The sequence below is a fragment of the Streptomyces sp. M2CJ-2 genome, assembly GCF_016757295.1.
Classification (GTDB): Bacteria; Actinomycetota; Actinomycetes; order Streptomycetales; family Streptomycetaceae; genus Streptomyces.
This window is the reverse complement of the sequence record NZ_JAESIF010000013.1, coordinates 24,231-51,146: the sequence shown is the minus strand read 5'-3', so window position 1 is coordinate 51,146 and position 26,916 is coordinate 24,231. Positions and strand designations below refer to the sequence as shown.

General features: G+C 70.8%; 21 protein-coding genes, 2 tRNA genes and 1 pseudogene. 20 read left to right on the top strand and 4 right to left on the bottom strand.

Translation table 11 applies throughout. From position 1 onward, the window contains the following. The first annotated feature begins 1 nt into the window (after position 1). The 4 genes and pseudogenes from JL475_RS13320 to JL475_RS13305 all read left to right on the top strand — a co-directional run bounded on the left by JL475_RS13320 (position 2) and on the right by JL475_RS13305 (position 6,444). A pseudogene (locus JL475_RS13320) lies at positions 2–774 on the top strand (PhoD-like phosphatase N-terminal domain-containing protein). Positions 775–1,212: 438 nt separating this feature from the next. Then, positions 1,213–2,709, top strand: a complete 1,497-nt coding sequence (locus JL475_RS13315) for a bifunctional cytidylyltransferase/SDR family oxidoreductase (RefSeq protein ID WP_202277801.1) — start codon at positions 1,213–1,215, stop codon at positions 2,707–2,709. A 185-nt stretch (positions 2,710–2,894) separates the two neighbouring features. Then, on the top strand, positions 2,895–4,982 hold the full coding sequence (locus JL475_RS13310; RefSeq protein ID WP_202277863.1) for a hypothetical protein: 2,088 nt from the start codon (positions 2,895–2,897) through the stop codon (positions 4,980–4,982). A 232-nt stretch (positions 4,983–5,214) separates the two neighbouring features. Continuing rightward, a complete protein-coding gene (locus tag JL475_RS13305; RefSeq protein ID WP_202277800.1) occupies positions 5,215–6,444 on the top strand; it encodes a glycosyltransferase family 2 protein in 1,230 nt (409 codons plus the stop codon). Positions 6,445–6,451: 7 nt separating this feature from the next. Here the strand turns inward: JL475_RS13305 and JL475_RS13300 are convergent, their stop codons facing one another. Beyond that, positions 6,452–8,515 (bottom strand): CDP-glycerol glycerophosphotransferase family protein, encoded by a 2,064-nt coding sequence (locus JL475_RS13300; RefSeq protein WP_237407020.1) that lies wholly within the window; start codon positions 8,513–8,515, stop codon positions 6,452–6,454. A 1,048-nt stretch (positions 8,516–9,563) separates the two neighbouring features. Between JL475_RS13300 and JL475_RS13295 the strand changes: the two genes are divergently transcribed. The 7 genes from JL475_RS13295 to JL475_RS13265 all read left to right on the top strand — a co-directional run bounded on the left by JL475_RS13295 (position 9,564) and on the right by JL475_RS13265 (position 16,791). Continuing rightward, positions 9,564–10,229: a trypsin-like serine protease gene (locus JL475_RS13295; RefSeq protein ID WP_202277799.1), complete on the top strand. Its 666-nt coding sequence runs from the start codon at positions 9,564–9,566 to the stop codon at positions 10,227–10,229. A gap of 237 nt (positions 10,230–10,466) precedes the next feature. After that, positions 10,467–11,618, top strand: a complete 1,152-nt coding sequence (locus JL475_RS13290) for a phospholipase D-like domain-containing protein (RefSeq protein WP_202277798.1) — start codon at positions 10,467–10,469, stop codon at positions 11,616–11,618. A 178-nt stretch (positions 11,619–11,796) separates the two neighbouring features. After that, positions 11,797–12,903, top strand: coding sequence for a glutamate 5-kinase (gene proB / locus JL475_RS13285; protein WP_202277861.1), 1,107 nt, complete (start codon positions 11,797–11,799; stop codon positions 12,901–12,903). Between the two features lie 133 nt (positions 12,904–13,036). Continuing rightward, a complete protein-coding gene (locus tag JL475_RS13280) occupies positions 13,037–13,504 on the top strand; it encodes a hypothetical protein (RefSeq protein ID WP_307825037.1) in 468 nt (155 codons plus the stop codon). A gap of 162 nt (positions 13,505–13,666) precedes the next feature. Beyond that, entirely contained in the window at positions 13,667–14,953 is a 1,287-nt protein-coding gene (locus tag JL475_RS13275) for a glutamate-5-semialdehyde dehydrogenase (RefSeq protein ID WP_202277797.1), read from the top strand. A 49-nt stretch (positions 14,954–15,002) separates the two neighbouring features. Further along, positions 15,003–15,632: a hypothetical protein gene (locus JL475_RS13270; RefSeq protein WP_202277796.1), complete on the top strand. Its 630-nt coding sequence runs from the start codon at positions 15,003–15,005 to the stop codon at positions 15,630–15,632. Positions 15,633–15,720: 88 nt separating this feature from the next. Further along, a complete protein-coding gene (locus JL475_RS13265; protein ID WP_202277795.1) occupies positions 15,721–16,791 on the top strand; it encodes a hypothetical protein in 1,071 nt (356 codons plus the stop codon). Between the two features lie 64 nt (positions 16,792–16,855). Here the strand turns inward: JL475_RS13265 and JL475_RS13260 are convergent, their stop codons facing one another. Beyond that, positions 16,856–17,998 (bottom strand): M48 family metallopeptidase, encoded by a 1,143-nt coding sequence (locus tag JL475_RS13260; RefSeq protein ID WP_202277794.1) that lies wholly within the window; start codon positions 17,996–17,998, stop codon positions 16,856–16,858. A 367-nt stretch (positions 17,999–18,365) separates the two neighbouring features. Between JL475_RS13260 and JL475_RS13255 the strand changes: the two genes are divergently transcribed. The 9 genes from JL475_RS13255 (at position 18,366) to JL475_RS13215 (ending at position 23,498) form a co-directional block, all read left to right on the top strand. Continuing rightward, positions 18,366–18,530 carry a hypothetical protein gene (locus tag JL475_RS13255; protein ID WP_202277793.1) on the top strand — a complete coding sequence of 55 codons (165 nt, stop codon included), beginning with the start codon at positions 18,366–18,368 and terminating at the stop codon, positions 18,528–18,530. A 106-nt stretch (positions 18,531–18,636) separates the two neighbouring features. Further along, entirely contained in the window at positions 18,637–19,395 is a 759-nt protein-coding gene (nadD, locus tag JL475_RS13250) for a nicotinate-nucleotide adenylyltransferase (RefSeq protein WP_202277792.1), read from the top strand. A 16-nt stretch (positions 19,396–19,411) separates the two neighbouring features. Then, positions 19,412–21,259, top strand: coding sequence for an LCP family protein (locus tag JL475_RS13245; protein WP_202277791.1), 1,848 nt, complete (start codon positions 19,412–19,414; stop codon positions 21,257–21,259). A gap of 115 nt (positions 21,260–21,374) precedes the next feature. Next, on the top strand, positions 21,375–21,833 hold the full coding sequence (gene rsfS / locus JL475_RS13240) for a ribosome silencing factor (protein ID WP_202277790.1): 459 nt from the start codon (positions 21,375–21,377) through the stop codon (positions 21,831–21,833). Then, positions 21,824–22,498 (top strand): histidine phosphatase family protein, encoded by a 675-nt coding sequence (locus JL475_RS13235; RefSeq protein WP_202277789.1) that lies wholly within the window; start codon positions 21,824–21,826, stop codon positions 22,496–22,498. The genes rsfS and JL475_RS13235 overlap by 10 nt, the downstream gene beginning before the upstream one ends. Before the next feature lie 93 nt (positions 22,499–22,591). Beyond that, a tRNA-Ala gene (locus JL475_RS13230) sits at positions 22,592–22,664 on the top strand. A gap of 237 nt (positions 22,665–22,901) precedes the next feature. Further along, a complete protein-coding gene (locus tag JL475_RS13225) occupies positions 22,902–23,084 on the top strand; it encodes a hypothetical protein (RefSeq protein ID WP_202277788.1) in 183 nt (60 codons plus the stop codon). Between the two features lie 3 nt (positions 23,085–23,087). Beyond that, positions 23,088–23,321, top strand: a complete 234-nt coding sequence (locus JL475_RS13220) for a hypothetical protein (RefSeq protein ID WP_015660434.1) — start codon at positions 23,088–23,090, stop codon at positions 23,319–23,321. Positions 23,322–23,425: 104 nt separating this feature from the next. Further along, positions 23,426–23,498, top strand: a tRNA-Ala gene (locus JL475_RS13215). Positions 23,499–23,638: 140 nt separating this feature from the next. Here JL475_RS13215 and JL475_RS13210 read toward each other — a convergent pair. Both JL475_RS13210 and JL475_RS13205 read right to left on the bottom strand, forming a co-directional pair. After that, entirely contained in the window at positions 23,639–25,246 is a 1,608-nt protein-coding gene (locus JL475_RS13210; protein ID WP_202277787.1) for an NADH-quinone oxidoreductase subunit NuoF family protein, read from the bottom strand. A 334-nt stretch (positions 25,247–25,580) separates the two neighbouring features. Then, complete coding sequence (locus JL475_RS13205) at positions 25,581–26,867, bottom strand: ferric reductase-like transmembrane domain-containing protein (RefSeq protein WP_202277786.1); 1,287 nt, start codon at positions 26,865–26,867, stop codon at positions 25,581–25,583. Between the last annotated feature and the right edge of the window lie 49 nt (positions 26,868–26,916).

The following is a 26,916-nucleotide window of genomic DNA, read 5'->3' as shown; positions in this document are numbered from 1 at the left end:
CATGTATGCGCATCGTCGTGTTCAGTGCGTTCTGACCGCCGGCGCCGCCGTGCGCGGCGCCGCGGCCTCCGCCCAGCTGTGGCTGCCGACCACCGCTCGGGCCGTGGAGCGGAGACCGTTGCCCGACGGGGTGTTCAGCCTCGGTGTCGCCTCCGGCGACCCTCCCCCGCTGCCTTGAAGGCGTGGGGCCCCCACCCCGACGGGATCGTGCTGTGGACGCGACTCGCTCCCGATCCCCTGAACGGCGGGGGCATGCCGGACCTCCCGGTGTCCGTCGAGTGGCAGCTCGCCCAGGACGCCCGCTTCAAGAAGGCCGTCCGCCGGGGCACCGCCTGGGTCAGGCCCGCCCACGGGCACAGCGTCCACGTCGACGTGCGCGGCCTGCGCCCCGACACCCGGTACCGCTTCCGCGTCGAAGGGCAGCTCTCGCGCACCGGCCGTACCCGTACCGTGCCCCCGGCGCACAGCGCGGGCGGCAGTCCGCGGACCGCGCTCGCCTCCTGCCGGAACCGGCAGCACGGCTACTTCACGCCGTACGCCGACATGCTGGAACAGGACCCGGGCGTCGTCGTGTTCGTCGGCGACTACATCTCCAGCAACGGCGACCAGGACCAGGCCGCCTTCCGTGCGCAGTGGGACCCGCGGCGCGCGGACACCCCGCATTGGAAACTGCTCGACGCCCACCGCGGTCACCACCTGCTCGACGCCCACCGCGAGGGCGTCGACGCACGGGTGAGGGTGGAGGCGGGCCGCCCCGGTGTCCACCTGGTGTGACCGCCGGCCGTCGTCCCGCCCCCGCCGATACCGAAAACCGCCGGATCTTCATATGGAATTCCCACGCAAAGAGCGGGCGGACCAGCCGAATTTCAGGTTGTCGGGCGCTTCATCCTTTGCGGTGCTCCCGCGTACGAAGAAATGGCGCAGTCCCGCCCCCGGAGGGTGAAGATCCGCGGTTCCCGGGCCGGGGCGCGGCCGTCGGCCGGCCCGGCCCGCCGCCGTGCCCGCCCGGGGCGCCCGCCGTGGCAGGCCGGTGACCTGTGCAGTTACTCACAGCAATTTCCGGGGCGTTCGGGGAACCGATGCAGACCACCTGGGGGTCCCAGGTGAATGACAGGTGGCGCGTACATATGCGACGGAGGTCGCTCACCTTGCATTGCGGTAACCACAAGTGGGACCATTTTGCAGTTCCCTGATGCCCAAGGTAGGTCACCTGTGTCACAGCACATAGCCAAGCCCCGTACCACCGCAGTGATTCTGGCCGGTGGCACCGGCCAGCGGGTGGGTCTGTCGATCCCCAAGCAATTGCTGAAGATCGCCGGCAAGGCAGTCATCGAGCACACCCTGACCACCTTCGAGAACGCCGAATCGATCGACGACATCATCGTGCTGATGGCGCCGGGCTACGTGCCCGACGTGGAGAAGATCGTCGCCAAGGCGGGATTCACCAAGGTCACCCGGGTCATCGAGGGCGGCTCGACACGGAACGAGACCACCGAGCGGGCCATCTCGGCCCTCGGCGAGGGCCTGGCCGAGGGGGAGGACCGCAACGTCCTCTTCCACGACGCCGTCCGCCCCCTGCTGTCACAGCGCGTCATCGACGACTGCGTGAGCGCCCTGGAGCGCTACCAGGCGGTCGACGTGGCCATCCCGTCCGCGGACACCATCATCGTCACGCGGACGCACGGCGACGACGGCGAGTTCATCACCGAGATCCCGGACCGCTCCCGGCTGCGCCGCGGCCAGACCCCCCAGGCCTTCAAGCTGTCCACGATCCGCCGCGCCTACGAGGTCGCCGCCGGCGACCCCAACTTCCAGGCCACGGACGACTGCTCCGTCGTGCTCAAGTACCTGCCCGACGTGCCGATCCACGTCGTCGCGGGTGACGAGTACAACATGAAGGTCACCCAGCCCGTCGACGTCTTCATCGCGGACAAGCTGTTCCAGCTCGCCTCCACGGCGGCGCCCGAACAGATCGGTGAAGAGGCCTACCGCGAGCTGCTCACCGGCAAGACCCTCGTCGTCTTCGGCGGTTCCTACGGCATCGGCAAGGACGTCTGCGACCTCGCCGAGTCCTACGGCGCCACCGTGTACCCGCTCGGGCGGTCCACCACCGGTACCCACGTCGAGAACCCGGAGGAGGTCGACGACGCGCTGTCCAAGGCGTACGCGGAGACCGGCCGCATCGACTACGTCGTCAACACGGCCGGAGTGCTGCGCATCGGGAAGCTGGCCGAGACCGACAACGCCACCATCGAGGAGGCGCTGAAGGTCAACTACCTGGCCCCGGTGCAGATCGCCCGGTCCGCGTACAAGTACCTCGTCGAGACGAAGGGGCAGCTGCTGCTCTACACCTCCAGCAGCTACACCCGCGGACGCGCCGAGTACAGCCTGTACTCCTCGACCAAGGCCGCGATGGTGAACCTCACCCAGGCCCTGTCCGACGAGTGGGCCGGCGACGGTGTCCGCGTCAACTGCGTCAACCCGGAGCGCACCGCCACGCCGATGCGCACCAAGGCTTTCGGTCAGGAGCCCGCGGGCAGCCTGCTGTCCTCCGAGGCGGTCGCCCGCACCTCCCTGGACGTGCTGCTCTCCGAGCTCACCGGCCATGTCATCGACGTACGGCAGCAGGACCCGACCGCGGGCGCGGCCCGCGCCACCGGATTCGAGCAGGCACTCGCGTCGGTGCTGGATCGTCAGGACGGCGTGTAATAATCGGCGCAAATAGACCTCGCTGACTCAGGCCTCTGTGACCCCTCCCGTTCACGCAGTTCGCGCGCGGGTGTTCACGGGGGCCTGAATCCTTCACCCACACACTATCTACAGGCGCAAACCGGCACTCACCCCCACAAGAGCAGGTTTATCCGTTGATATCCACCGCTATTCGCGTCGCCCGGGTGGGCAGCGCGGCCGAACTGGCCGCGGCGGTCCTCATGATGCTGGCCTTCCCCTGCCTCATGCTGGCCGCGCTCGTCCCGAGCGTCCCCACCTTCGCGGCAGCGGCCGCCGTGACGTACCTGGCGGATCACTATCTGCACCACAAGGGCAGCTACCTGGTCAACTGCCTCAGCAAGGTGCGGGCGGGCCTGTCGATCCGCTTCCTGATCCGGCAGCTGCTGCTGATCCTGCTGCTGGCCCGCCTGTCGCTCGCGGACAACCTGATCTACTACGGGGCGATCGCCTGCTTCATCGCCTTCTACGGTCTACAGGCCCCGCACGGCGCGCTGACCACGCTGATCCGCAACCGCCGACGCATGCCGGTGGCCACCCGCAACATCGACCTGGCCTCCCGCGTCCACATCCCGGACGCGCCGCCACGCGCACTGATGCACCGCGCCGCCGAGAAGATGCTCCACCTCGACCTCGCGGCGGTCGTCGGCATACTGGTCGCCGCGGCGCTGGACTCGGCCGCCATCGGCTTCGTCGGTATCGGAACCACGGTGCTCCTGGGTCTCCTGTACGTGCTGGCCCTGATGCCCTACGTGCGGGGTCGGCGGATACCGCCGAACGCCGAGCAGGTGCTGGAGGCGGTCGACGGCTGGCTGAGCGACTACCGGCCGGAGACCGTGCTGTACTTCTCCGGCTCCAAGGACTCCGCCTATCAGGTCAACATGTGGCTGGAGACCATGGAGCAGTTGGTCACCCGCCCGATGATCATACTGCGTGAGCGGGCAATAATGAACAACCTGGCTCCCACCAAGGTTCCCGTCATCTGCGTGCCCGGAGGGGTGCACCTGATGAACCTGGACCTGTCCACGGTGCGCGTCGCGTTGTACGCGGCGAACGTCGGCAAGAACATCCACCTGCTGCGCGTTCCCACCATGAAGCACGTCTTCATCGGCCACGGCGACAGCGACAAGATCGCCAGCGTGAACCCGTACAGCAAGGTCTACGACGAGGTGTGGACGGCCGGCCGCGCGGGCCGCGACCGCTACGCCATCGCCGACGTCGGCGTCCGCGACGACGACATCGTCGAGGTCGGCCGCCCCCAGCTGGCCCCCATCGAGGGCGCCCGCGGCGAAGCCGCCGACGGGCACTGTCCGACGGTCCTGTACGCACCCACCTGGGAGGGCTGGGACGACGACCCAGGCAACACCTCGATCCTGCTGGCCGGCGAGAACATCGTGAAGCGGCTGCTCGCGGCCGACCCCGCGGTCCGTGTGCTCTACAAGCCGCATCCGTTCACCGGAACCCGCAGCGCGCAGGCCGAGGCCGCCGACCAGCGGATCACCGCGCTGGTCGAGAAGGCCGCCGCCGAGCGCGCCGCCGACCCCCGCTACACCGCGGACACCGCGGACACGGCGGCCCAGGAGCGGGCCGCGGCCGAGCTGACGCGCATCGAGGCCCGGCTGGCCGAGCTGGCCGACGACTCCGAGGGCGGCGACGAGGCCGAGACCAGCCGCGACGGCCTGGTCGACGTGGCCCGGCACGAGGAGACCGCCCGGCTGCGTGCCGAGTGGAACACCGCGTACTGGCGTTCCTTCCCCGACTGGGAGCACCGCGTCATCACGGGCCCCCAGCCGCGCCTGTACGACTGCTTCAACGTCTCCGACGCGATGGTCTCCGACATCTCCAGTGTCGTCTCCGACTTCATCGCCAGCGGCAAGCCGTACGCGGTGACCGACTCCGCCGGGCTGGGGGCGGAGGAGTTCAAGCGGCAGAACACGGCGGTGCGCGCCGCGGTGATCCTGTCCAACGACGCGGCCGGACTCGACGAGCTGCTCGCCGCCGTCCGGGCTCCCAAGAGCGATCCGCTGGCCGCGGAGCGGGGCGAGCTCAAGCGCTACCTGCTGGGACCGGACGAGCCGAAGTCCATCGACCAGTTCAACGCCGCGGTGGGCCGACTGGCCCGGAAGGCCGAGACGCGCAACCTCGGCCAGGAGTCCCGGACCGCGGTCGGCGGACCGGACGTGGAGCCGGCGGACGCGCTGCCCGCGCAGGCGGCGTCGGTGGCCGGCGAGGCGGAGGGCGCCGGTGCGGGCTGACCCGATCCGGGCACTCGTCCGGCACCCACTCGAACACCCCCCCCACAGGCTCGGCCCCCGAGGAGTTGCTCCTCGGGGGCCGAGCTCTTTCGCGTCGGCCCGCGGCCGGCCGGACTCCCGTGTGACATGGATCACTTGAAGGGTCGTTCGAGGCAACCTCCTGTCTCGAACACCCGTCTAGCAGGTGGCGAATGAGGCGATGCGAGGGAAACGCCTGCAGCAAGGGGGGAGCGTGACCGTGGCGCAGCCTGATGTCACCGTGGTCATCGGGGCGTACGAGGCGATGCCGTATCTGGTCGAGTGCCTCGCCTCCTTGGAGGCGCGGACCATCGACCCGGAGCGCATCGAGGTCATCGTCGTCGACGACGGCTCGACGGACGGCACGGGGGAGTGCCTGGAGGAGTTCGCGGGCCGTGCGCCCATGCCGGTCACCGTGATCCGGCAGGCGAACTCGGGCGGTCCCAGCGGCCCGCGCAACGTCGGCCTGGGCGAGGCCACCGGGCGGTACGTCTTCTTCCTGGACGCCGACGACCGGCTGGGCCACGAGGCCCTGCAGCGGATGGTCGCCATGGCCGACCGGGCCGGCACCGATGTGGTCCTCGGCCGGGTCGAAGGCGTCAACCGGGGTGCCCCGAAGTCCATGTGGGGCCGCACCCTGGAGCGTACGGACGTCCACTCCTCCAACATCAAGTACACGCTCAGCGCGCAGGAGCTGTTCCGCCGCGAGTTACTCGTCCGGCACGGCATACGGTTCGACGAATCGCTGTTCACCGGCGAGGACGCGCTGTTCACCATAAAGGCGTACCTCAGGGCGAACGGCGTCTCCGTGATCGCCGATCACACCTGCTACTACCTGGTGGGCCGCGAGGACGGCAAGCACGTGACCAAGAGCGGGAGTCACACCCCGCGCTTCGAGTCGGCCCGCCGCCTGGCGGACCTGATCGCCGGCCTGGTCCCCGAGGGCCCCCGGCGTGACCGGCTCATGGTGCGGCCCTTGACCGTCACCCTGCTCCCGCAGTTCGGCCCCCGGTTCCTCAGGGACAGCGACCGGGTGCGGCGGCACAAGCTGGAGCCGGCGAAGCCCCTGATGGACGCCCACTGGAGCGACGACGTCGCCCGACACCTGAAGGTCGAGGAACGGCTGAGGCTGCACCTGGTGGCCGAACAGCGGCTCGAACTCCTCCTCGCCGCCGTGACGTTCACGGCGTCGAGGAAGCAGGTGCCGGCCCTGCTGGAGCGGCGGGGCCGACGCGTCTACCTCGTGTATCCGCACTTCCGTGACCGTGCGGCGGGCGTCCCCGACTCCGTCTACCTCGCCTCGCCCCGGGAGGCCCGCACCTTCCCCGGCTACCGCGAGGGCGGCACGGCCACCGTCCTGCGCCGCGCCGCCCACCGGGCCCGCCACCTGCTGGCCTCGCCCGGGAGGCCCGCCCCGGAGTCGAAGACCCCGACAGCGGCATGACGTCCCCCTACCCCTGGCCGCCCCGGGCCCCGGTGTCGGCTCCGGCTCCGGCTTCGGGGCCGGTTCCCGGGTGGGTGTCGGGGTTCTGGCGTGGGGCGGGGAGCAGGGCCTCCTGGGGGAGAGGGGACATGCGCGTCCTGTGGTGCAGCGCGGCCGTGGACAGGGCGCGCAGGGCCGCGTTGCAGCGGTCCTGGGCCGTCGGCTCGTCGGGGCCCAGCAGCCTCAGTTTCAACTCCGCGCGCGCATCCGCCAGCTCGTCCTTCTCCGGGTGCCGGACCGAATCCAGCAGGGCCGGCACCCCGCCCGCGTCCGGCGTCAGTACGGTCGCCGCCGCCACCGTCGGGAACTCCGCTCGGAACGCCTCCTCGGACAGCCCGCCGGTGTTCGCCACCGCGTACGGCTTGCCGCTGGCCAGGAAGTCGCTGATGACGCTCGACACATCGCTGATCAGCAGGTCGGCGACGTCGAAGCAGGCGTACAGGGCGGGCCGTACGCCGGTGACGATCTGGTGCTCCCCCTCCGGCAGCGATGCCCAGTACGCCTCCTCCCAGGCCGCCGTGGCCCTCCTCACCGCCTCGGCCCGGCCCGACGGCGGGGCGGACTGCGCCAGCATCCGCTCGACCTGGTCGGCGCCCGGGCGGACCCCGGCCGCCGTGAGCCGGTCCAGCTCCGCGGTGAGCCGGTCCAGTTCCGAGGTGGAACGCGTGGGCCGGACGGCTCCCGCGGACCGCTCCCGGTTCGCCGCCCGGATCAGCTCCCGGATGCGCTGGTCGGCGGCGCCCGCCCGCGGATCCACCGAACCGGTCAGCGGGTGCGGCTTGTACAGCAGCCGTACGCCCGGGTCCGTGAGCAGCGCCCGTACGAGGTTCTCCCCGGCCGCGAGCACCGAGGTGTTGCCCGGGTTGCCGTCCCAGCCCTCCCAGGTCGGCGCGTACAGCACCGTGGTGTACGGACCGGTCGGCGGGCCCGCGTACGGGCGCACGGCGTCCAGCTGGGGACGGCCGATCTCCACCACGTCCTTGTCCTCGACCCCCACCTCGGCCCGCGCGTACCGCTCACGCGCCTCGGGACCGGCCACCCAGACCTCGTCGTAGGCCTTCGCGTACGGGTTGCAGGACGACAGCTTGTCGCTCTCGCCGTGGTTGACGAAGGCGTGCTTGATCGTGGGGATGCGCAGCACCTGCGAGGTCTTGCCGGAGTTCGACGGGTGGATGAGGACCCGCAGCGAGGAGTGCTCGAGCCGCATCAGGGTGGCCACCTTCGGCAGGCACACGACCGGGATGTCGGTCGCCGCGATCTTCGCCACCATGAACCGCTCACGCAGGATGATCACCGGCCGGCCGTCGAGCCTGCTCATCGTCTCCAGCCACATGTTCGCCTGGTAGGCGGAGGAGACCCCGCCGGAGAAGTACAGGCCGACCGTGGGCCGGTAGTCGTCCAGCCAGGCGTCGAACCAGTCGAGCACCTCCTGTTCGCCCGCCGGCCGCCGGGAGGGCAGCAGGCGCAGCAGCAGTGCGCCCAGGCCCGCCGCCGCGAGTACCAGCGACAACGCGATCCCGGCCGCCGCGGGCAGGGGGGTTTGGGTCACCGCCGTCGCGGCCAGGCCGGCCGTCGTGGGCAGGCCGAGGAGCAGCAGCCGACGGCCGGGGTGGCGCAGCAGCGTGGCCGGGGCGCGGGTCAGGCGCAGGGCCGAGGCGTCGATGTTCCGGGTCACCACGGGCAGCGTGCGGGTGCGGCGGACCAGCACGGAGACCGCCTGGATCGCGCAGTGCAGCGCGTAGAAGGCGAGCAGGCCGGCGACGAGCCACGCGTACTGCGGCTCCCGGCCCTGCGCGGCGAGTTGCAGCAGACCCACCACCAGCAGCAGGTCCCGCAGCACATGGCGGACGGTGATGTCCGCGTGCGCCTTGGCGAGCATCGACAGCATGCCGGGCTGCCACCGGTACAGGGCGCCCTCGACCGCCAGGGACGCGGCGGTCGCGCCGAGCAGCAGCGGAGCGCTCGGGAGCAGGGCTCCGGCGGCCTGCGCCGCGGTGGCTACCAGGAGAGCGGTGGCGACAAGCGCCTTCAGCGCGGCTTGTCGGTGAGGAAGCCCTGCCGTGAACCATCGGTGGGGGAGGGATACGTGCACTGCGGACACTCCAAAGTCGTCACATGAGGACGTCTGGAGATTAACGTGCACTGACCTTCGGACGACACGGGCGTGTCCGCCTGCGGTTCCGGCCGTGAACTGTTATGTCCCGTTATTGCTCCCGTCGGTCGGGGGGAAAAGCGGGCGTACCCTTCCAATAGGCCGTGGTGACCTGGATGTTGATCTCATTTCGGTCCGAGCGGTGAGTGCGGGGCAGGGACAGGGGCGGGAGCGGGGCCGTCGGGCCGCAGCCCGGCGGAGGTGCCGGGCGGGGCCCCGCCGCCGGGCTGCGGCAGGTCGGGGGGACGGGCCGGCCGACCGCCCGGACCGTGGGTGAGGGGCGAACACGGACGGGTAGCCGAGGCCTTCTTCGACCGCCGGTGTCTGCCACCCCTTGAGCGGGCGGGCCGCGGGAATCGATATCACGCGTGCGGCATTGACGTGAGGCCGTCATCCGGCGTCGATCTGTGTCAGGTCCGGCCGATTGGTCAGGGGTGGCGGTTTTCTGCTTCCGGTCCCTTTCTGTCGCGATGTGTTGTGGTAACTCCCTGACTCCCAGGGGATTCAGGTGTCATTTCAATGTGCGTTCAGTAGATCTTCAGTAGCCGATTCGAGTATGTTCATTCACGAAGTTGCGCTGGGGTGAGGGGGGTTGCCCGGCATCAGCAGAATGGGACGCTGCTGTACACGTTTCTTTGCGCGGGCCGGACCTGGTCGGCGGCTGCAGAGGGGCACCCTCGGCGTGCTGCCCTCATGCGGTGAAAAGTTCGGGTGGTCGACTCGCCAGGGGCTTTCAGCGTCTCTCCTCATCTTTTCTTCTCCGACAACAGAAGGATGAGCTTTGAGAATTCGCGCGTTTGTGGCCACGGCCGCCGTCATCGGTGCGACTCTTTTAGGTGTGGGTGCGCCGACCGCCATGGCAGAGGACGGGGGAAAGTTCCGGCCGATCGGGGCGAGTGGTGACGGAGGGGTTGCGACCCCGGCTGTCGTGGACGGCGAAATCGCGGCATCGGCTGATGGCATAGCCGCCATCCTGTACGACAACAATGATGCGGGCACCGGCCGTGGCAATCTGCTCTGCACCGGCTCGATCATCGCCGAACGGTGGATCCTCACGGCGAAGCACTGCTTTGCGGAAACACACGTGAAGCAGGACGCCTCCAAGATTCAGGTCCGCGTCAAGAGCAAGACGTACAACGACGGCGGCGGCGTGATCCAGGTGGACGACATCAAGTGGCGCACCAACCACGACATCGCGCTCCTCCATCTCACCCGCGACGCCAATTCGGAGCATGTGCGCCTGGCGAGCGCCAGCCCTGTCGAGGGCTCCACCAACTACATCTTCGGCTGGGGTACGAGGAGCGGGCCCAGCGGTTCCCCGTCCAAGGAGCTCAGGCGGGCCACGATCAAGGTGGCCGACATCGACGACACGGACGGGTACGGCGTAGGGCGAGGCATCCGCAGCACGAAGGGGAACGGGATCGCGTGCTCCGGTGACTCCGGCGGTCCGCAGTTCAAGCTCGTCGACGGCCTGCGCTACCAGGTCGGCGTGACCTCTGCGGTGTGGGTCAGCAATGACTCCTGCGTCAGCCCGATGTGGGCCGCGACCGTCCCCACCAGTCTCGACTGGATCAAGGGCGTCACCGGCATCTAGCCTTGATCGTGACGGCCCGCCGGTTTCCCGGCGGGCCGTCACGGATGCTCGGGCCGGTGGTCCGGGGAACTCCGGACCGGCTCGGCGCGGCGAGGGTCCGAAAACCGTGTCACAAAGGCTCCGGCGGCCCGCTGTTCGGACCGCGTGATGCGGGGACTTCCGGCAGTTCTCGTGCAGTCGATGCCCGCTGAAGACCGCAGCGCACATGAAAACATCCCCCCTCCTCGTCACGAAAAAGTGAGGTTCGCCGCCATTTCCGCCTCGGTACGCGTACTGAAACGCACCACTCTGGCAGCCGTACTCGCCGGCGCCTTCCTCCTGCCGTCCGTTCCGGCCACGGCGGCCCAGCAGGCCGCACCCGTCAGTACGGGCGCGGTGTTCAACGATCCCAAGGGTTCGACCGCGCAGCAGAACGCGGTGAAGAACCACATCATCACCGCGATCAACAACACGCAGAGCGGCCGGATGATCCGATCCGCGCTGTATGCGCTGAACGACCGGGACTACTCCGACGCCCTCATTTCCGCTCACCGGCGCGGCGTCACCGTGCGGGTGGTCCTGGACGCCAAGTTCGCGTCGTCCGCGGCCGCTCAGAACCTGATCACGGTGCTGGGCACCGACAAGTCCGAGGACTCGTGGGTGCATGTCTGCACGGCAGGAGGAGCCTGCGTCGCCACGGGGCGCAGCAGCATGATCAACCACAACAAGTTCTTCACCTTCTCGCGCATCGGAAACGCGGGGGAAGCGGAGGACGTGGTGATCCAGACCTCCGCGAACCAGACCTCCCTCAACACGGAGAAGTACTGGAACAACGCCTACACGGTCGTCGGGAACACCGCTCTCTACACCGCCTACCGCGGTTACTTCGACGACCTGGCGGCGATGAGGAAGAACGAGAACTACTTCACCAGCGGAAAGGTGGGTGCCGAGAAGTACTACTTCTTCCCGCAGAAGACCGGGGACATCGTGGTGGACGTCCTCGACAATCTCTCGTGCGCCGAGAAAGGCACGGTACGGGTGGCGGCGTTCGCCCTGCACCGGGACGCGGTCGCGCAGAAGCTCAGGTCGATGGCCGACCAGGGCTGCTCCGTGCGCATCGTCTACAACGAAAGCAACGACGTCGGTGAACTCTCCGGGCACAAAAATATCGCGCTGCGCCGGCTGAGTACCGCCGACGGATACCTCGTCCACTCCAAGTACGTGCTGATGGAGGGCGACTACGCCGGGCATCAGGACACGAAATGGACCTTCACCGGATCGCACAACCTGGACGAGTCGTCGCTGCGCGACAACGATGAGGCCATGCTCAGGCTGGAGGGGGCGGGGCCGCACGAGGCGTACCGCCAGAACTTCGAAGGCATGTTCGCCGTTGCCACCCCTGCGGGGTGACGCGTCGGTCGAGGAGCCGGACACGACCCGCAGTGCGGTCCGCAGCGTGGAACGGTGGCGCGCCGCACCGTTCCCTTCCCGTAGATTTCTGGTGAGCGATCGATCGACGTGAACCGGTGATCGACGCGAATCCGATGTGAGGGGACGGGCGGCGAAGGTGGCACGGGCAAGGCAGGCCGTGGGCGAGGCCCGCAGGATCGTCGTCAAGGTCGGATCCTCCTCGCTGACCACCGCGGCGGGAGGCCTGGACGCCGACCGGGTCGACGCACTCGTCGACGTGCTCGCCAAAGTGCGGTCCGGAGGGGAGCGCGAACTCGTCCTCGTCTCCTCCGGTGCCATCGCCGCCGGCCTCGCCCCGCTGGGCCTCGCCCGGCGCCCCAGGGACCTCGCCCGCCAGCAGGCCGCCGCCAGCGTCGGCCAGGGCCTGCTGGTGGCCCGCTACACGGCCTCCTTCGCCCGCTACGGCGTCCGCGTCGGCCAGGTGCTGCTGACCTCCGACGACATGAGCCGCCGCGCCCACCACCGCAACGCCTCCCGCACCCTCGACAAGCTGCTCGCGATGGGCGCCTTCCCGGTCGTCAACGAGAACGACACCGTCGCCACCGACGAGATCCGCTTCGGCGACAACGACCGTCTCGCCGCCCTCGTCGCCCACCTGGTCCACGCCGATCTGCTCGTCCTGCTGTCCGACGTGGACGGCGTGTACGACGGCGACCCCGCGCGGCCCGGCACCTCGCGGATCGCCGAGGTGCGGGGTCCCGAGGACCTCGCCCACGTCGACATCGGCAGCGCGGGGAAGGCCGGTGTGGGCACCGGCGGCATGGTCACCAAGGTCGAGGCCGCCCGGATCGCCGCCGCCGCGGGCCTCCAGGTCGTGCTGACCAGTACCGTCCACGCGGCCGACGCCCTCGCCGGCGTGGACACCGGAACGTACTTCCACCCCACCGGACGGCGCTCCGCCGACCGGCTGCTCTGGCTCCAGCACGCGTCCACCCCGCAGGGCGCGCTCACCCTCGACGACGGCGCGGTGCACGCGGTCGTCGAGCGCCGCATGTCGCTGCTGCCGGCCGGCATCGCGGGCGTCGAGGGCGAGTTCAGCGCGGGCGACCCGGTCGAGCTGCGGGACCGCGCGGGGCGGCCGGTGGCCCGCGGCCTGGTCAACTTCGACGCCAGGGAGATCCCCCGGCTGATCGGCCGTTCCACCCGCGAGCTCGCCCGCGATCTCGGACCCGGGTACGAGCGCGAGGTCGTACACAGGGACGATCTGGTGGTCCTGCACCCGTAATGTCCCGGATCGTCCGCCCCTCGCGGTGGACGTTCCGCAAAACCGCCCCATGACGCCCGGCGGCCTGCTCAACTTTCCTCCAGGGACACATCCGCCCGGCCCGAGGGCCGGCCTGTGCGTGAAGGAGGCCGTCGTGAGACGAGTACGCTCTGGGACGACGGCGTCCCGCGGTGGTGCCGGCTCCCGGGCGGCCGGCGAGGAGCGCGCCCTGACCAGCGTCGCGGCGGGGGACCGGTTCCAGGGCGGCGAGCACCGGGACCTCCCCCGCCTGTGGCACGTCACCCTCAGTGTCTCCGGCAGCCGGGCCCCGGTCGCCGAGGTCCGCCGTGCCCTGGAGCAGCTCGCCCACGACCACCCCTTCCTGCTGACCAGCCGGTACGCCGACGACCACGCGGAGATCCGCTACTGGGAGGAGGCCCGGGACCTGCACGACGCGGCCGCCGTGGCGCTGCGGCTGTGGGGCGAGCACCGGCAGACCGCGGGCCTGCCGCCCTGGGAGATCGTCGGCCTGGAGGTCATCGACCGGGCCACCTACCACCAGCGCGTCGCCGCGGGCCACGGCCCGGCCCCGGCGACCCCGGTGGGGGTACATCCGTTCTGACCCGACCACGCGCCGCACCCACTGATGGCGCTCACGCACCGCGACCATCGATCGAGCAACCCCTACGGCGCGTCACCGCGTCCGCGAGAGCGGCGCCGGTTCAGACGCAAAGGGGGCGGCCGCCCCGCCCCCGGCCTTCTCCGGCCGCATTATCCTTCCCCCATGACCACGCTTTCGCCTTATGACTCGATGTCCCCGGTCAACCAGGCCGCCTACCGGGCCAAGGGCGCCGCCGCCACCCTCGCGCCGCTGCCGCGTGCCGCCAAGGACGACGCGCTGCTCGCCATCGCGGACGCGCTGGAGGTCCGGGCGAGCGAGATCGTCGAGGCCAACGCCCAGGACGTGGCCAAGGCGCGCGAGGCGGGCATCGGCGAGGGCATGATCGACCGGCTCACCCTCACCCCGGAGCGGGTGCGCGCGATCGCCTCCGACGTACGGGACGTGGCCGCGCTGCCCGACCCGGTCGGCGAGGTCGTCCGCGGCTCCGCCCTGCCCAACGGCATCGACCTGCGGCAGGTCCGGGTGCCGCTCGGCGTCGTCGGGATCGTCTACGAGGGCCGCCCCAACGTCACGGTCGACGCCGCCGCCCTGTGTCTGAAGTCCGGCAACGCGGTCCTGCTGCGCGGCTCGTCCTCCGCGTACCGGTCGAACACCGCGCTGGTGCGGGTGCTGCGCGACGCGGTGGGCGGCGCCGGGCTGCCCGCCGACGCCGTGCAGCTGGTGCCCGGCGAGAGCCGGGACAGCGTGCGCGAGCTGATGCGCGCCCGCGGCCTGGTCGACGTGCTCATCCCGCGCGGCGGCGCCTCCCTGATCAACACGATCGTCCAGGAGTCGATCGTCCCGGTCATCGAGACCGGCACCGGCAACTGCCACGTCTACGTCGACGCCTGCGCCGACATCGACACCGCCGTGGAGATCCTGGTCAACTCCAAGGCCCAGCGGGTCGGCGTCTGCAACGCCGCCGAGACCCTCCTGGTCCACCAGGACATCGCCCCCGCGTTCCTGCCGCGCGCCCTGGACGCCCTGGCGGACGCCGGGGTCACCGTGCACGCCGACGAGCGGGTGATGGCGTACGCCAAGGATTCCAAGGCGACCGTGGTGGAGGCCACCACGGAGGACTGGGAGACCGAGTACCTCTCCCACGACATCGCCGCGGCGGTCGTCGACTCCCTGGACCGGGCCGTGGAGCACATCCGGCTGTGGACCTCCGGCCACACCGAGGCCATCGTCACCACCTCGCAGCAGGCCGCCCGCCGGTTCACCCAGTTGGTGGATTCCACCACCGTCGCCGTCAACGCCTCCACCCGGTTCACCGACGGCGGTCAGTTCGGCTTCGGCGCGGAGATCGGCATCTCCACGCAGAAGCTGCACGCCCGGGGGCCGATGGGCCTGCCGGAGCTGACCAGCACCAAGTACATCGTGACCGGCGACGGACACGTCCGCCGCTGAACCGCGGGCGCTCGGGCAGACGGATGAATTTCCATACCGTCTGCCCAAATTGACCCCTCAGGTCTACTCTGGAGAGGTGCCGGAGGACGTGGGGGGCATGCCGTTCCCTGACGGCGGGGAGCCCGACGACGACCACGACCGCGGAGTGTCGGACGACGCGTTCGACTCCGTGGTCTTCGACGAGGCGTTCATCGGTGCGGCCGTGGTCCACGAGCCGACCGCCGTCGAACGCCTCCTGGCGGCCGCCCAGGCCAGAGCCGAGGCGTCCGAGGCCGAGGCCCGCCGCACCCGCCCGAAGACCGAGCGGTACGAGGACGGGTACGGCGGATACGGCGGGTACGGCGGACACGACCGCCACCGCCGCCGGGGTGACGCCTTCGACGACGTGGACGACGACTCCGACGGCCCCGACGCGCCGGAGGACGGGTACGGCTCCCCGGGGCCGTACGGCAGACAGGTCCGCTGGCACCGTCCGGTCGCCTGGATGCTCGCCCTCGTGATGGGCGTCGGCATGGTCGCGCTCGCCTTCTCGGCCGTCTACCGAGGAGCCTCCTCCCAGCGTCAGGACCCGGCTCCGACGCCCGCCTCGACCGGCCCGGAGCAGGGCGGCGGCGTGACACCGTCCGCCTCCGCGGACTTCTCCCGACCGACCGTCCCGGTGATCCCGCCCAGCCCCTGACGGTGGGGGTCGGACCTGGTGAGAACCTGTCAGAACTTGTCGTGCGGCAGGGCGTTTACGGGGGCTTCCCGCGACCTACTCTGAAGATATGGCAGGGCCAGCGGACCCCCCCGGAGGGACTCCTGAGGGTGCCCCCTCGGGCGGCGAGGACGAGTACCGGTCCGTCGTCTTCGACGAGTCCTTCGTCCGTGCTGCCCGCCTCCAGGAGTTCTCCGCCGAGGAGCGCATCACCGACCACGCCCCCGCGGTACGCCGCCGTCCGCGGCGCCGCCGGGGTCTGTCCCGGCAGGTGCTGGTGCTCGTGGTCCTGATCGCCCTGGCCTTCGGCACCGCGGTCTACATGGGCGTACAGCACCCCTACCGGGCGGCCACCGCCGGGGAGACGGTCGAACCCCTGCGCATGACCGTGCTCCCGCTCGAGCCCGAGGGCAAGGTGCCCGGCACCACCAGTGTCGAACGGTTGTACGTCAGGAGTCCGGCGGCGCAGTTCCGCGTCGGTGCCGAGGGGGTGCCGCTCCCGGCGTCCCGGCGCACCGCGCACTTCTCGGACGGGCAGGTCGTGGCCGCGCTGCTGACCGCGAAGGACTACGTCGTCCGGTCCGCGCTCGACCCCGCGGTGCTCACCGGCGGGGAGACCCGCTCGGTACGCGTCCTGCTCGACGCCGACCAGCAGAAGCAGTTCGACCGGAGCTTCACCCGGCCGACCGCCGACGGGCGGCACGCGCCCACCGGATGGCTCGTCCGCTTCGACCCCTCCCGCGCGGAGCTGGCCGACCGCAGGATCCGCGTCCGGGGCACCCTGCAGGCCGCCGAGGCCGACCCCTCCACCCTCGAGGTCACCGCGGACCACACCTCCGTGTACGCGCTGCGGCCGGCCGGTGCGGAGAAGGGCGCGGAGGCGTCGCTGTTCACGGTCCGGCGCGAACTGCGCTTCCGCTTCGACCGCGAGGACCTGCGCCTGCACCAGGCACAGCTCGCCGTCTCGTACATCCAGGCCGGCCCGCTGTCCTGCGCCGAGGACTCGGCGGGCCGGCTGCGGCCCCTGCTGGCGGGCGCCACGGCCGAGGAGGGCGGCCCCGCCGGCACCGACCCCTACGCCGCGGGCGGCACCGCGGCCCTGTGCGGCTCGCTGGCGGCGGGGGCGCAGCCCAGGCTGTGACGACGACGCGCCCCCCGGTGGCCGCGCAGCCGCCCCCTCGTGGCTCCTGTGCCTCAGGTGTGCCTCACGTGGCGTCGCGCGGCGGGCGCTCGTCCCCGGAGCCGGAGTCCGAGCCGGAGCCCGACGAGGGCTTCGACCCCGACGACCCCGAGGTTCCCGACGACCCCGACGACGTGAAGCCGCCGAAGCCGCGGCGGACCCGGCCGCCCAGATCACCGGCGCCGCCCGCGATGTCGCTGACCAGCTTCATCAGCGGATCCTTGGAGTTCTTCACGTCACCGGCGTAGCTGCTCGCCGACTCGCGCCAGGAGTCCCGCACCGAGGCGTCCTTGTCCTCGTCGCGGCGCGGGTAGTGGCCGTCCATGAGCCGCTGGTAGTCGCGGGACTCCGCCCACTTCTTCAGCTCGGCCGCCCGCACGGTGGTGAACGGGTGGGAGCGGGGCAGCACGTTGAGGATCTTCAGCACGGAGTCGCGCAGATCGCCCCCGGCGTCGTACTCCTCGGCCTGCTCCAGGAACGCGTCGACGTTCATCTCGTGCAGATGGTTGCCACCGGCGATCTTCATCAGGCCGCGCATCGAGGCCTGGAGGTCCTGGCCGACCAGCAGCCCCGCGCGGTCCGCGGACAGCTCAGACTTGCGGAACCACTCGCGCAGCGCCGTCACGATCGCCATGATCGCGACACTGCCCAGCGGAATCCAGGCCACCCGCACCGCGAGGGAGGTCAGGAACAGCAGGATGGTCCGGTACACCGAGTGCCCGGACAGCGCGTGCCCGACCTCGTGGCCGACGACGGCCCGCATCTCCTCCTCGTCGAGCAGCTCGACCAGCCCCGTGGTGACCACGATGATCGGCTCGTCCAGGCCGATGCACATCGCGTTCGGCGTCGGGTCCTGGTTCACGTACATCGGCGGGACCTTCTCCAGGTCCAGGATGTAGCAGGCGTCCCGCAGCATGAGGTTGAGGTGCGCGAACTGCCGGTCCGAGACGCGCACCGAGTCGGACAGGAAGAGCAGCCGCAGGCTGCGCTCGGGCAGCAGACCGCTCAGCGCCTTGAAGACCGTGTCGAAACCGGTCAGCTTGCGCAGCGCCACCAGGGCGGAGCGGTCGGCGGGGTGTTCGTACGCACGCGAGGAGATTCCGGGGAAGCGCCTGCGCTGCCTGCTCGGCACGTTCTCGTGCCCGTTGTGCTGATGGCCGTCGGACATGTGTCCCCCATGTGCGTCTGTGTGACCTTCGCGGTCCCCTTGGCGGTCCCTTGCCGGTCCTCCGTGCGGTCCCTGCTTCGTCCGCTGCCCGCCCCGGGGCGAAGCCCAGCCTAGGCGGAGACGGTGTGGACCGGCAGACCGGATGTGAGCCGTGCGGCTCCCCGAGAAGGACGGCCCGGGCGGCGGGATGGTTGCCTGCCGGGGCACCCGCCGCGCTGCCCGCCGTGGAGGCCCGGCGCCCACCCGGAAAGCGGCCGGGAGGGCCGCCGGGCCCGCAACGGCGGAGTCGGGGTGATCGTCGAGAAGGTGCCCGCTTACGATGAGCCGAAGTCTTTATCCCGCCCACACGCGATAGGTACTGCCGAAGATGAGCTTCCACAGCGCCGCTGCCCAGTTGGTCACCCTCGCCGCCGAGGGCGGAGCGAACAGTGGCAACCACGAGAGCCTCAACCCCTACCTCGTCGGCGGCTGTGTCCTGGCCGCCCTGCTGGTCCTGCTGTGGATCACCACCCGCTTCAACCGCGACCGCTAGATCGTTCCGGCATGAGCCGCCGGACCGGCCCCGGGCCGTCCGGGGCCGGCCGGAGGGCACACCTGGCCGTCGGGGTCGCCATGTTGGGCCGGTAGGGTCTGCACGCATGGGAGAGCAGGACATGCCTGTCGGTCCGGCGAAGGACACGGGCGGGGAGTCGACCGAGGCGATCACCGAGGTCACGACCGGGTCCGGGGCCGAAGGCACGGCCGCGCGACCGGCGAGCGGCGCCGAGCACCGTCCGGCGCCGCGCCGGGGCGGCGGCATGGTGCGGCCGGGCAAGCGCCGGCTCGGTGTCATGGGCGGCACCTTCGACCCGATCCACCACGGGCACCTGGTGGCGGCCAGCGAGGTCGCCGCGCGGTTCCACCTCGACGAGGTGGTCTTCGTCCCCACCGGGCAGCCGTGGCAGAAGAGCCACCGGGTGGTCTCCGCGGCGGAGGACCGCTACCTGATGACGGTCGTCGCGACCGTCGAGAACCCGCAGTTCTCGGTGAGCCGCATCGACATCGACCGCGGCGGGCCCACCTACACCGTGGACACCCTGCGCGACCTGCGCGCGCTCAATCCCGACACGGACCTGTTCTTCATCACCGGCGCCGACGCCCTCGCCCAGATCCTCACCTGGCGGGACAGCGAGGAACTGTTCTCCCTGGCGCACTTCATCGGCGTCACCAGGCCCGGCCACCATCTGACCGACGCGGGCCTGCCCGAGGGGGGCGTGTCGCTCGTCGAGGTCCCCGCCCTGGCCATTTCCTCGACGGACTGCCGTGCGAGAGTCGCCAAGGGGGATCCCGTCTGGTACCTGGTGCCGGACGGGGTCGTGCGCTACATCGCCAAGCGCGAGCTGTACCGCGGCGAGTGAGCCGAGAGGGGCACCGGTGAACGACCGATACGAGGCGGGACACGGCGACGGCGGGGAGGACCCGTACGGGCTCGTCGGCTACGACGAGTACGGACGGCCCGTCTACCGCCAGGACCAGGCCCAGCAGGCCCCGGGGCAGCCGTACGACCCGTACGGGCAGCAGGGGCACCAGGACCAGTACCAGCAGTACCAGGGCCAGGACCAGTACGGGGGCGGCCAGGGACAGCAGGGCTACGGCTACGACCCGTACGCCACGGGCGGCCCGCAGCAGCCCCAGCCGCCGTACGACCCCTACGGGGCCCAGGACACCACCGCCCCCGGAGCTCCCGGCACCTACGACTCGTACGACCACCCCTACGACACCTACGACACCCCGCAGAGCGGCGGGACGGCACCGTCGTACGACCCCCACGGGGACTCCTACGGGCAGACCGCGCACGGCGGCACCGGCCGGCAGCCCCGGACCGCCGAGCAGACCGTGCACATCCCGCACCAGCCCGGTCCTGCCGACGACGAGATCGGCCGGACCGACGGCCGGACCGATGACCGGTCCGGCCCCGCCGACCTCCCCGCCGACTCCGAGGCGCCCGAACAGGACTACCGCACCGAGCAGTTCGCCTTCGTCGAGGAACCGGACGGTGACTCCGAGGACGTCATCGACTGGCTGAAGTTCACCGAGAACCGCACCGAGCGCCGCGAGGAGGCCAAGCGCCGCGCACGCAGCCGGATCGTCGCCCTCGTCGTGGTCTTCGCGCTGGTCGCGGCCGGCGGCGTCGGCTACCTCTGGTACGCCGGGAAACTGCCCGGCACCGGCTCCGACGCCGACACCGGCGGCACGACGGCCGCGGGCGCCCAGAAGCGGGACGTCATCGTCGTCCACCTGCACGACACCAAGGGCGGCGGCACCGCCACCGCGCTGCTCGTCGACAACACCACCACCAAGCAGGGCACCACCGTCCTGCTGCCCAACTCCCTGGCCCTCGCCGCCGAGGACGGCACCACCACCACGCTCGCCAAGTCGGTCGAGGACGACGGCTCCGGCGGGACCCGGACCGCGCTCGACACAGCTCTCGGCACAGACATCGAGGGCACCTGGCGGCTGGACACTCCCTATCTGCAGAACCTCGTCGACCTGGTCGGCAACATCGACATCGACACCGACGCCGACGTGCCGGACCCGGACGCCAAGAAGAAGGGCGAGGCCCCTCTCGTCAAGAAGGGGAAGAGCCAGACCCTCTCCGGCAAGATGGCCGTCGCCTACGCCACCCACCGCGGCTCCGGCGAGGCGCAGGACGCCCAGCTGGAGCGGTTCGGGCAGGTCATGCAGGGGGTGCTGCGGAAGATGACCTCCGCCCCGGGCGCCGCGACGACCACCATCCAGACCCTGGGGCAGATCATCGAGCCGCCCCTGACCGACAAGGACCTCGGCTCCTTCCTCGCCCGGCTCGCCGACCTCGCCAAGGGCGGCGACCACAGGACCGCGCTGCTGCCCGTGCAGGAGGACGGCACGCTCACCGCCGAGACGAGCGACAGCGTGGTCAAGGAGGTGCTCGGCGGCACGGCGAAGAGCCCCGACAAGGACGCCGCGGTCAGCGTCTCGGTGCGCAACGCCACCGGTGTGGAGGACAACACCGAGAAGGCCCGCGTGGTGCTCCTCAACGGCGGCTTCACCTTCCTGAAGGGCGGCACGGCCACCGCGGAGGCGACCTCCGAGGTCGTCTACGCCGACGCCGCCGACAAGGAGAACGCCGCCGAGGTCGCCAAGACCCTGGGACTGCCCACCTCCTCCGTCACCAAGGGCGAGGTCTCCGGGAACGCCAGGGTCTCGGTGCTCCTCGGCCAGGACTACGAGCCCGGCAGCTGACCGGGCGGGGGCGCCACCGGCGGCCCCGGCCGGGCGCGCCCCCGAAACGCGTGGGGCGTGCCCGGCGGTCCGTGAGACCCTTGGAGGCAACCGACCTCCGAGCGAAAGCCTTGCAGTGACCGCAACCGACCGTTCCATCGAGCTCGTCACCGCCGCCGCCCAGGCGGCCGCCGACAAGCTCGCGCACGACATCGTCGCCTACGACGTCAGTGACGTGCTGTCCATCACCGACGCCTTCCTGCTTGCCTCCGCGCCCAACGACCGCCAGGTCAAGTCGATCGTCGACGAGATCGAGGAGCGGCTCAGCAAGGAGCTCGGCGCCAAGCCGGTGCGCCGCGAGGGCGACCGTGAGGCCCGCTGGGTCCTGCTCGACTACGTCGACATCGTCGTCCACGTCCAGCACAGCGAGGAGCGGGTCTTCTACGCCCTGGAGCGGCTGTGGAAGGACTGCCCCGAGCTGGAGCTGCCCGCGGACGCCGTGGCGACCCGCGGCAAGGCCGCGGAGCACGCCCGGCGGCTGGAGGCCGAGGAGGCCGCCGCGCAGGCCGCGGAGCCGGGTGGTGAGTGGCGGTGAGCACCTCCGGTGAGGTGTTCGGGTCCGGTCGCCGGGGCCGCCGCATCATCCTGTGGCGCCACGGCCAGACCTCCTGGAACGTGGAGCGCCGCTTCCAGGGCAGCACCGACGTGGAGCTCACCGAGACCGGCGTCGCCCAGGCCCGCCGGGCCGCGCGCCTCCTCGCGGGACTCAAACCGGACGCGATCATCGCCTCCGACCTGAAGCGGGCCGCGCACACCGCCGCGGAACTCGCCGCGCTCACCGGTCTGGAGCCGGTTCACGACGAGGCCCTGCGGGAGACCTACGCGGGCGTCTGGCAGGGCCTGACGCACGACGAGATCATCGCCAGGCACGGCGACGAGTACACCGCCTGGAAGCGCGGCGAGCCGGTGCGCAGGGGCGGCGGCGAACTGGAGACCGAGGTCGCCGACCGCGCCGCTCCCGTGGTGCTCCGGCACACCGAGAAGCTCCCGGACGACGGCACGCTCGTGGTGGTCAGCCACGGCGGCACGATCCGCACCACCATCGGCCGGCTGCTCGGGCTGGACCCGCGCAACTGGGAGGGCCTCGGCGGGCTCACCAACTGCTGCTGGTCCGTCCTCGGCGAGGGCGCCCGCGGCTGGCGGCTGCTGGAGCACAACGCCGGCACCCTGCCGGAACCGGTGCTCGGCGACGACGACTGACCGACGGACGACCGACCGGGGGCCGGATTTCACTTTCCGGCAGGTCGCAGGCTAAAGTTCTTCTTGTTCGCCCGCCGAGCGGGAAGAACACTCGGGGCTATAGCTCAGTTGGTAGAGCGCCTGCATGGCATGCAGGAGGTCAGGAGTTCAATTCTCCTTAGCTCCACAGAAGGGGTGGTGGATCGAGAGATCCACCGCTTCACCCGACGAAGATCCCGTCCTCGGTGCGAGGGCGGGTTTTTTCGTTGTTCCTGGTTGAGCAGTCCGGGGCCGGTGGGCGTATACCTCCACGAGGCGCCGATCCGTGTCTTGAACGGTACCCGGGCGTCGCTGACCGCATCGGTCCGGCCGTGGCAGAATCAAACGGCCGGAAGGGGGCGCGGCCCGACGGGAGGGAGTTGTGATGCCTGCGAGCATCCTCGGGGAGGTCGACCACCTCCCCGGCGGGGTGTCGACACGACGGATCCCGACCCGCCACCGCTGCCCGTCCCGCGGCTTCGCGCACGTCGTTCGAGTCCTCGGCGTCCTCGGCGACAACGACGCTGCCTCCTACGTGTGTACGGCCTGCGGCCACAGCTGGAGCTGAGTGATGGGTGCGCACAGGCGAAGGTGTGACTGGTGCGGCAGCGGGACGCCGATCGTCCGGGACATGGAACCGGTCAATCCCGACTACCAGTACTGGTGCGAGGAGTGCGCGCGGGCGCTGATCATAAAGGGCGACCCGATCGAGACGTACCGCGAACTCGAGGGCGAACCGATCTACGGCCGGCTCCTGGAGGAGCACTGCACGCTCAAACGCTTCTATTCGTTCGTGACCGCGTGACAATGCGGACGGAACCGGGCGCAACGGAATCGATTTGGTGTTGGACCCCGATGACCGTGTAAAGTTGGCGTCGCCGCCGGGGAAACCGGGCGGGAGCAGGACCTGGGGCTATAGCTCAGTTGGTAGAGCGCCTGCATGGCATGCAGGAGGTCAGGAGTTCAATTCTCCTTAGCTCCACAGCAGTAGAGGGCGGACCATCCGAAGAGATGGTCCGCCCTCTACGCGTTGTGGGAACGGTGGGCCGTGGGGACGGTGTGCGGCGGCCCGGAGAGGGGCCTGTGCGGGGCGCCCCGAGAGGCGCCCCGCACAGCCCTGTGTCAGCGGCCCAGTGCGCGCCGGCCGCGCCCCGGGGAGAGGACCGGCAGATTGCGGGAGGGCGCCTTGGACGAAGCCCCCTCCTCGATGCGCAGGGCCAGTGCCGGGCAGCGGCGCACCGCGCGCAGCGCCTTGTCCTCGGCGCGGCGCGGCACCTGGGCCTGAGCGACCGTCGGGAAGCCGTCCGCGCCGAGCTGGAAGACCTCCGGGAGGAGGTCCGCGCACAGCCCGTGGCCCCGGCACAGCGTCCAGTCGACGAAGATCTTCTGGCGGCTGGGGCCGTTCTCCTCGCCACCGCCGCCCGGGATGCCCGTAGGGGTCTGGCCGCCCTCGAAGAGCGGCAGGACGCCCTCCACGGGCCGCCCGCAGCCGTTGCCCATGACATGGGCGGTGAGGTCGTCGGTGAACGCCTTGATGGTCGACTCCAGGAACATCGCGGAGCCGTCCGGATGCGAACACGCGCCGCGCCGCTTCACGTTCTTGGCGACCTGCTTGACCGCCTCCAGGGCGGCCGGGCCGCCGCCGTTGAGGATGTCCTCCAGGCCGCGTGCGGCGGCCGGCAGGCCCAGGTAGCACGGGCCGCACTGGTTGGCGCTCTCCTCGGCCAGCCACTTCGCCACCATCAGTGACTCGCCCAGCGGGCAGGTGTTCTGACTGATCGGCAGGATCGCCCCCGCGCCGAGGGCGCCGCCCACCGCGTCCAGGGAGTTGCGGGAGACGATCGCCTCGTTGACGGTCGCCGCGTCGATCCACTTGCCGTGGTAGCCGCCGGTCAGCACGCCCTGCGGCACCGGTGGCGCACCGGCGAGCTGCAGGACGTAGCGCAGCGGTACGCCCGTGGGGACCTCGACCACCATGGGGCGGGCGACCGCCCCGGACACCGTGAGCATGACGGTGCCGGGTTCGTCGTACAGGCCGGTGTTGCCGTAGCGCTCCGGGCCGATGCGGGCGGCGATGGCGAGCTGGGCGAACGTCTCGGCGTTGGACAGCAGGGTGGGTGCGCCGCCGACGCCGTTCTTCGAGGCGCTGGTCTTGCGGCCCGGCGGGATCGCCGGACCGCCGTCGATGGAGCGGATCAGGGAGGCCGCGGCGCCCGTGACCATCCGCACCGGGTTGCGCTGCACGCGGGCGCGCAGCACGGACCGGCGCCCGTTGTTGAGGCCGCGTTCGGCCAGCGCGGCCTCCATGGAGCGCTGGGTGGACTCCCGGGTGACCCCCACCACGAGCGTGCGGGCACCCATGGCCTCGGCGCACAGCAGCGCGCCGTCCAGGATGAGGTGCGGGGCACGGTTGATCAGCACCGTGTCCTTGCGGCAGGCCGGTTCGTCCTCGCTGCCGTTGACGACGACGACCGGCCGGACGCCGCGCTTGATCGCCGTCTCGGCGACCGAGCGCAGCTTCTTGTGGAAGGGGAAGCCCGCGCCGCCGCGGCCCCTGAGGTTGATGCGTTCAGCCAGCTGGGCGAGCTGCTCGCCGCCCAGGGGTTCGAGCGGCCCGTGCACCTTGAGGTGCATGGGGAGATCGAGCCGGTCGACAAGGTCGAAGCCCGACGTGAGCTGGGGAAGTCCGACGACGCGGACTTCGGGTACGTCGGGCAGAGCCTCGTTCACCTGACCTCCTTCGAGGATGCCCCGGCCTTCAGGCCGAGGCGGTAGTGCTGCCCGCTTGTGGAGGAGATTCGAACCTTTGCGGAGCAAGGCAAGAACGGCGTTTCGCCTCTACGGCGGAATACCGCCCATGTGATTCGGTGAGGTGCCTGCCGTGCGTTGCGAGAACCGAGCGGGCACACCGTGCCGATCGAGAACCAAGACGGCGCATCCGAGCTTTGCTCGACACACCGGGCAGGTTCCGTGCCGGCCGGTGTTGAGGGAGTGGGACCTCTCAGGTCGCTGACCTGTGAGGCTTCCTGAGCCAGGAACCCCCCTGCTTCAGCTGGGGGAGGGTTCAATTGAAGCCTCCGGAAGGCGTGTTCCAAGGTTCACCCGAACCCGGTGCGTCGAAGTCGTACGACGCACCGGGAGATGGATCAGTGGCGGGACCGCTGTTGTACGTGTCACTCGGGTTGTACGTGCCGTGGAGGGGGTTCGACTCACCGGTGTCGCGCACATCACTCGCGCCGTAGCCCGGTGCGGTCGAATTGTCGTAGGTCGGGATGTTGTATCCGGTGTCCTGGAGCGGGTCGTAGGCCGACGGCGGGGCCTCGCCGACCGGTGGCGGGGAGGGGACGGGCCAGTTGCCCGAGGTGCTGGAGGGGCCGTCCACACGTGCCGCGTCCATGAGGGGTGCGTCCACACGCGGGACGGCCTGCGTGGGCTGCATGTCCAGGGGCAGCTCCATGCGGGCGGTCTGGTCGGCGTAGAGGGGCTGCTGCGGCTGGGGCGGGGCGGACGGGGGCGAGACCGCGCGGTAGGCGGCCGCGAAGCCGTTCGCGGGCTCCGGGGCCGGGGTGACGCGTTCGGCTGTCTCGTAGCGCGGCCGGGCCGGCTCGGGGCGCTCGGAGCGGGACCGGGAGGCCCGTCTGCCGCCGTCCTGGTAGTTGGGGGGCCCGGGGGGCGTCTCCCCGGCCGACCGGGAGCGGCTCTTCTCCAGGACGTCGCGGCCCGACTGGTCGGTGATGCCGAGCAGGCCGGTGACCTGGTCGGCGACCTTGCGCTTGACCGAGGCCGGGGAGACGCGCAGCACCAGGACGGCCATGACGCCGAGCACGGACAGGCCGTACAGGATCAGGAAGATCGGCTTGGCCGTTCGACCCGCGTAGAGCCCGTGCACCAGCGCGGCGCACCAGGCCGGGTAGGCCAGCATGTGCATGGCGCGCCAGCGTGCCGCGACGGGGGCGGGCGAGGCGAAGCGGTTGCGCAGGATGCCGGTGATGGCCACGAAGATCATCAGCATGCCGGCCAGCGTGCCCAGGCCGATCAGGAAGCTCCGGCCGGCGACCACCTCGTCGTCGGTGAGGAGCAGCCCGAAGGGCAGTACCGCGGCGATCCAGGTGGTGTGGTCCAGGACCAGCTTGATGACTATGTGCACCAGCAGGAAGACGACCGAACCGACCGCCGTGGTGCGGTGCACGGCCTGCGACAGGATGCGCTCGCGCGGGCCGAGCAGCACCCGGTCCTGGGCGACGAGCCCCCAGATCACCGAGCAGCTCAGGCAGACGAGGGACAGGACGCCCGCGCCGAAGTTGAGGAACTCGAGGAACCAGTCGTCCGCCGTGCTGTCGTCCGGCCTCACGCCCTACCTCCCCACGTCACGACGGAGAGCACGACGGCGAGCGGGTACG

What these genes read in the sequence shown, in the direction of transcription:
- JL475_RS13275 (WP_202277797.1), top strand. Translation starts at nt 13,667, where the DNA reads ATGACCACGCTTTCGCCTTATGACTCGATGTCCCCGGTCAACCAGGCC.
- JL475_RS13265 (WP_202277795.1), top strand. Translation starts at nt 15,721, where the DNA reads ATGGCAGGGCCAGCGGACCCCCCCGGAGGGACTCCTGAGGGTGCCCCC.
- JL475_RS13260 (WP_202277794.1), bottom strand. Translation starts at nt 17,998, where the DNA reads ATGTCCGACGGCCATCAGCACAACGGGCACGAGAACGTGCCGAGCAGG.
- JL475_RS13255 (WP_202277793.1), top strand. Translation starts at nt 18,366, where the DNA reads ATGAGCTTCCACAGCGCCGCTGCCCAGTTGGTCACCCTCGCCGCCGAG.
- nadD (WP_202277792.1), top strand. Translation starts at nt 18,637, where the DNA reads ATGGGAGAGCAGGACATGCCTGTCGGTCCGGCGAAGGACACGGGCGGG.
- JL475_RS13225 (WP_202277788.1), top strand. Translation starts at nt 22,902, where the DNA reads ATGCCTGCGAGCATCCTCGGGGAGGTCGACCACCTCCCCGGCGGGGTG.
- JL475_RS13220 (WP_015660434.1), top strand. Translation starts at nt 23,088, where the DNA reads ATGGGTGCGCACAGGCGAAGGTGTGACTGGTGCGGCAGCGGGACGCCG.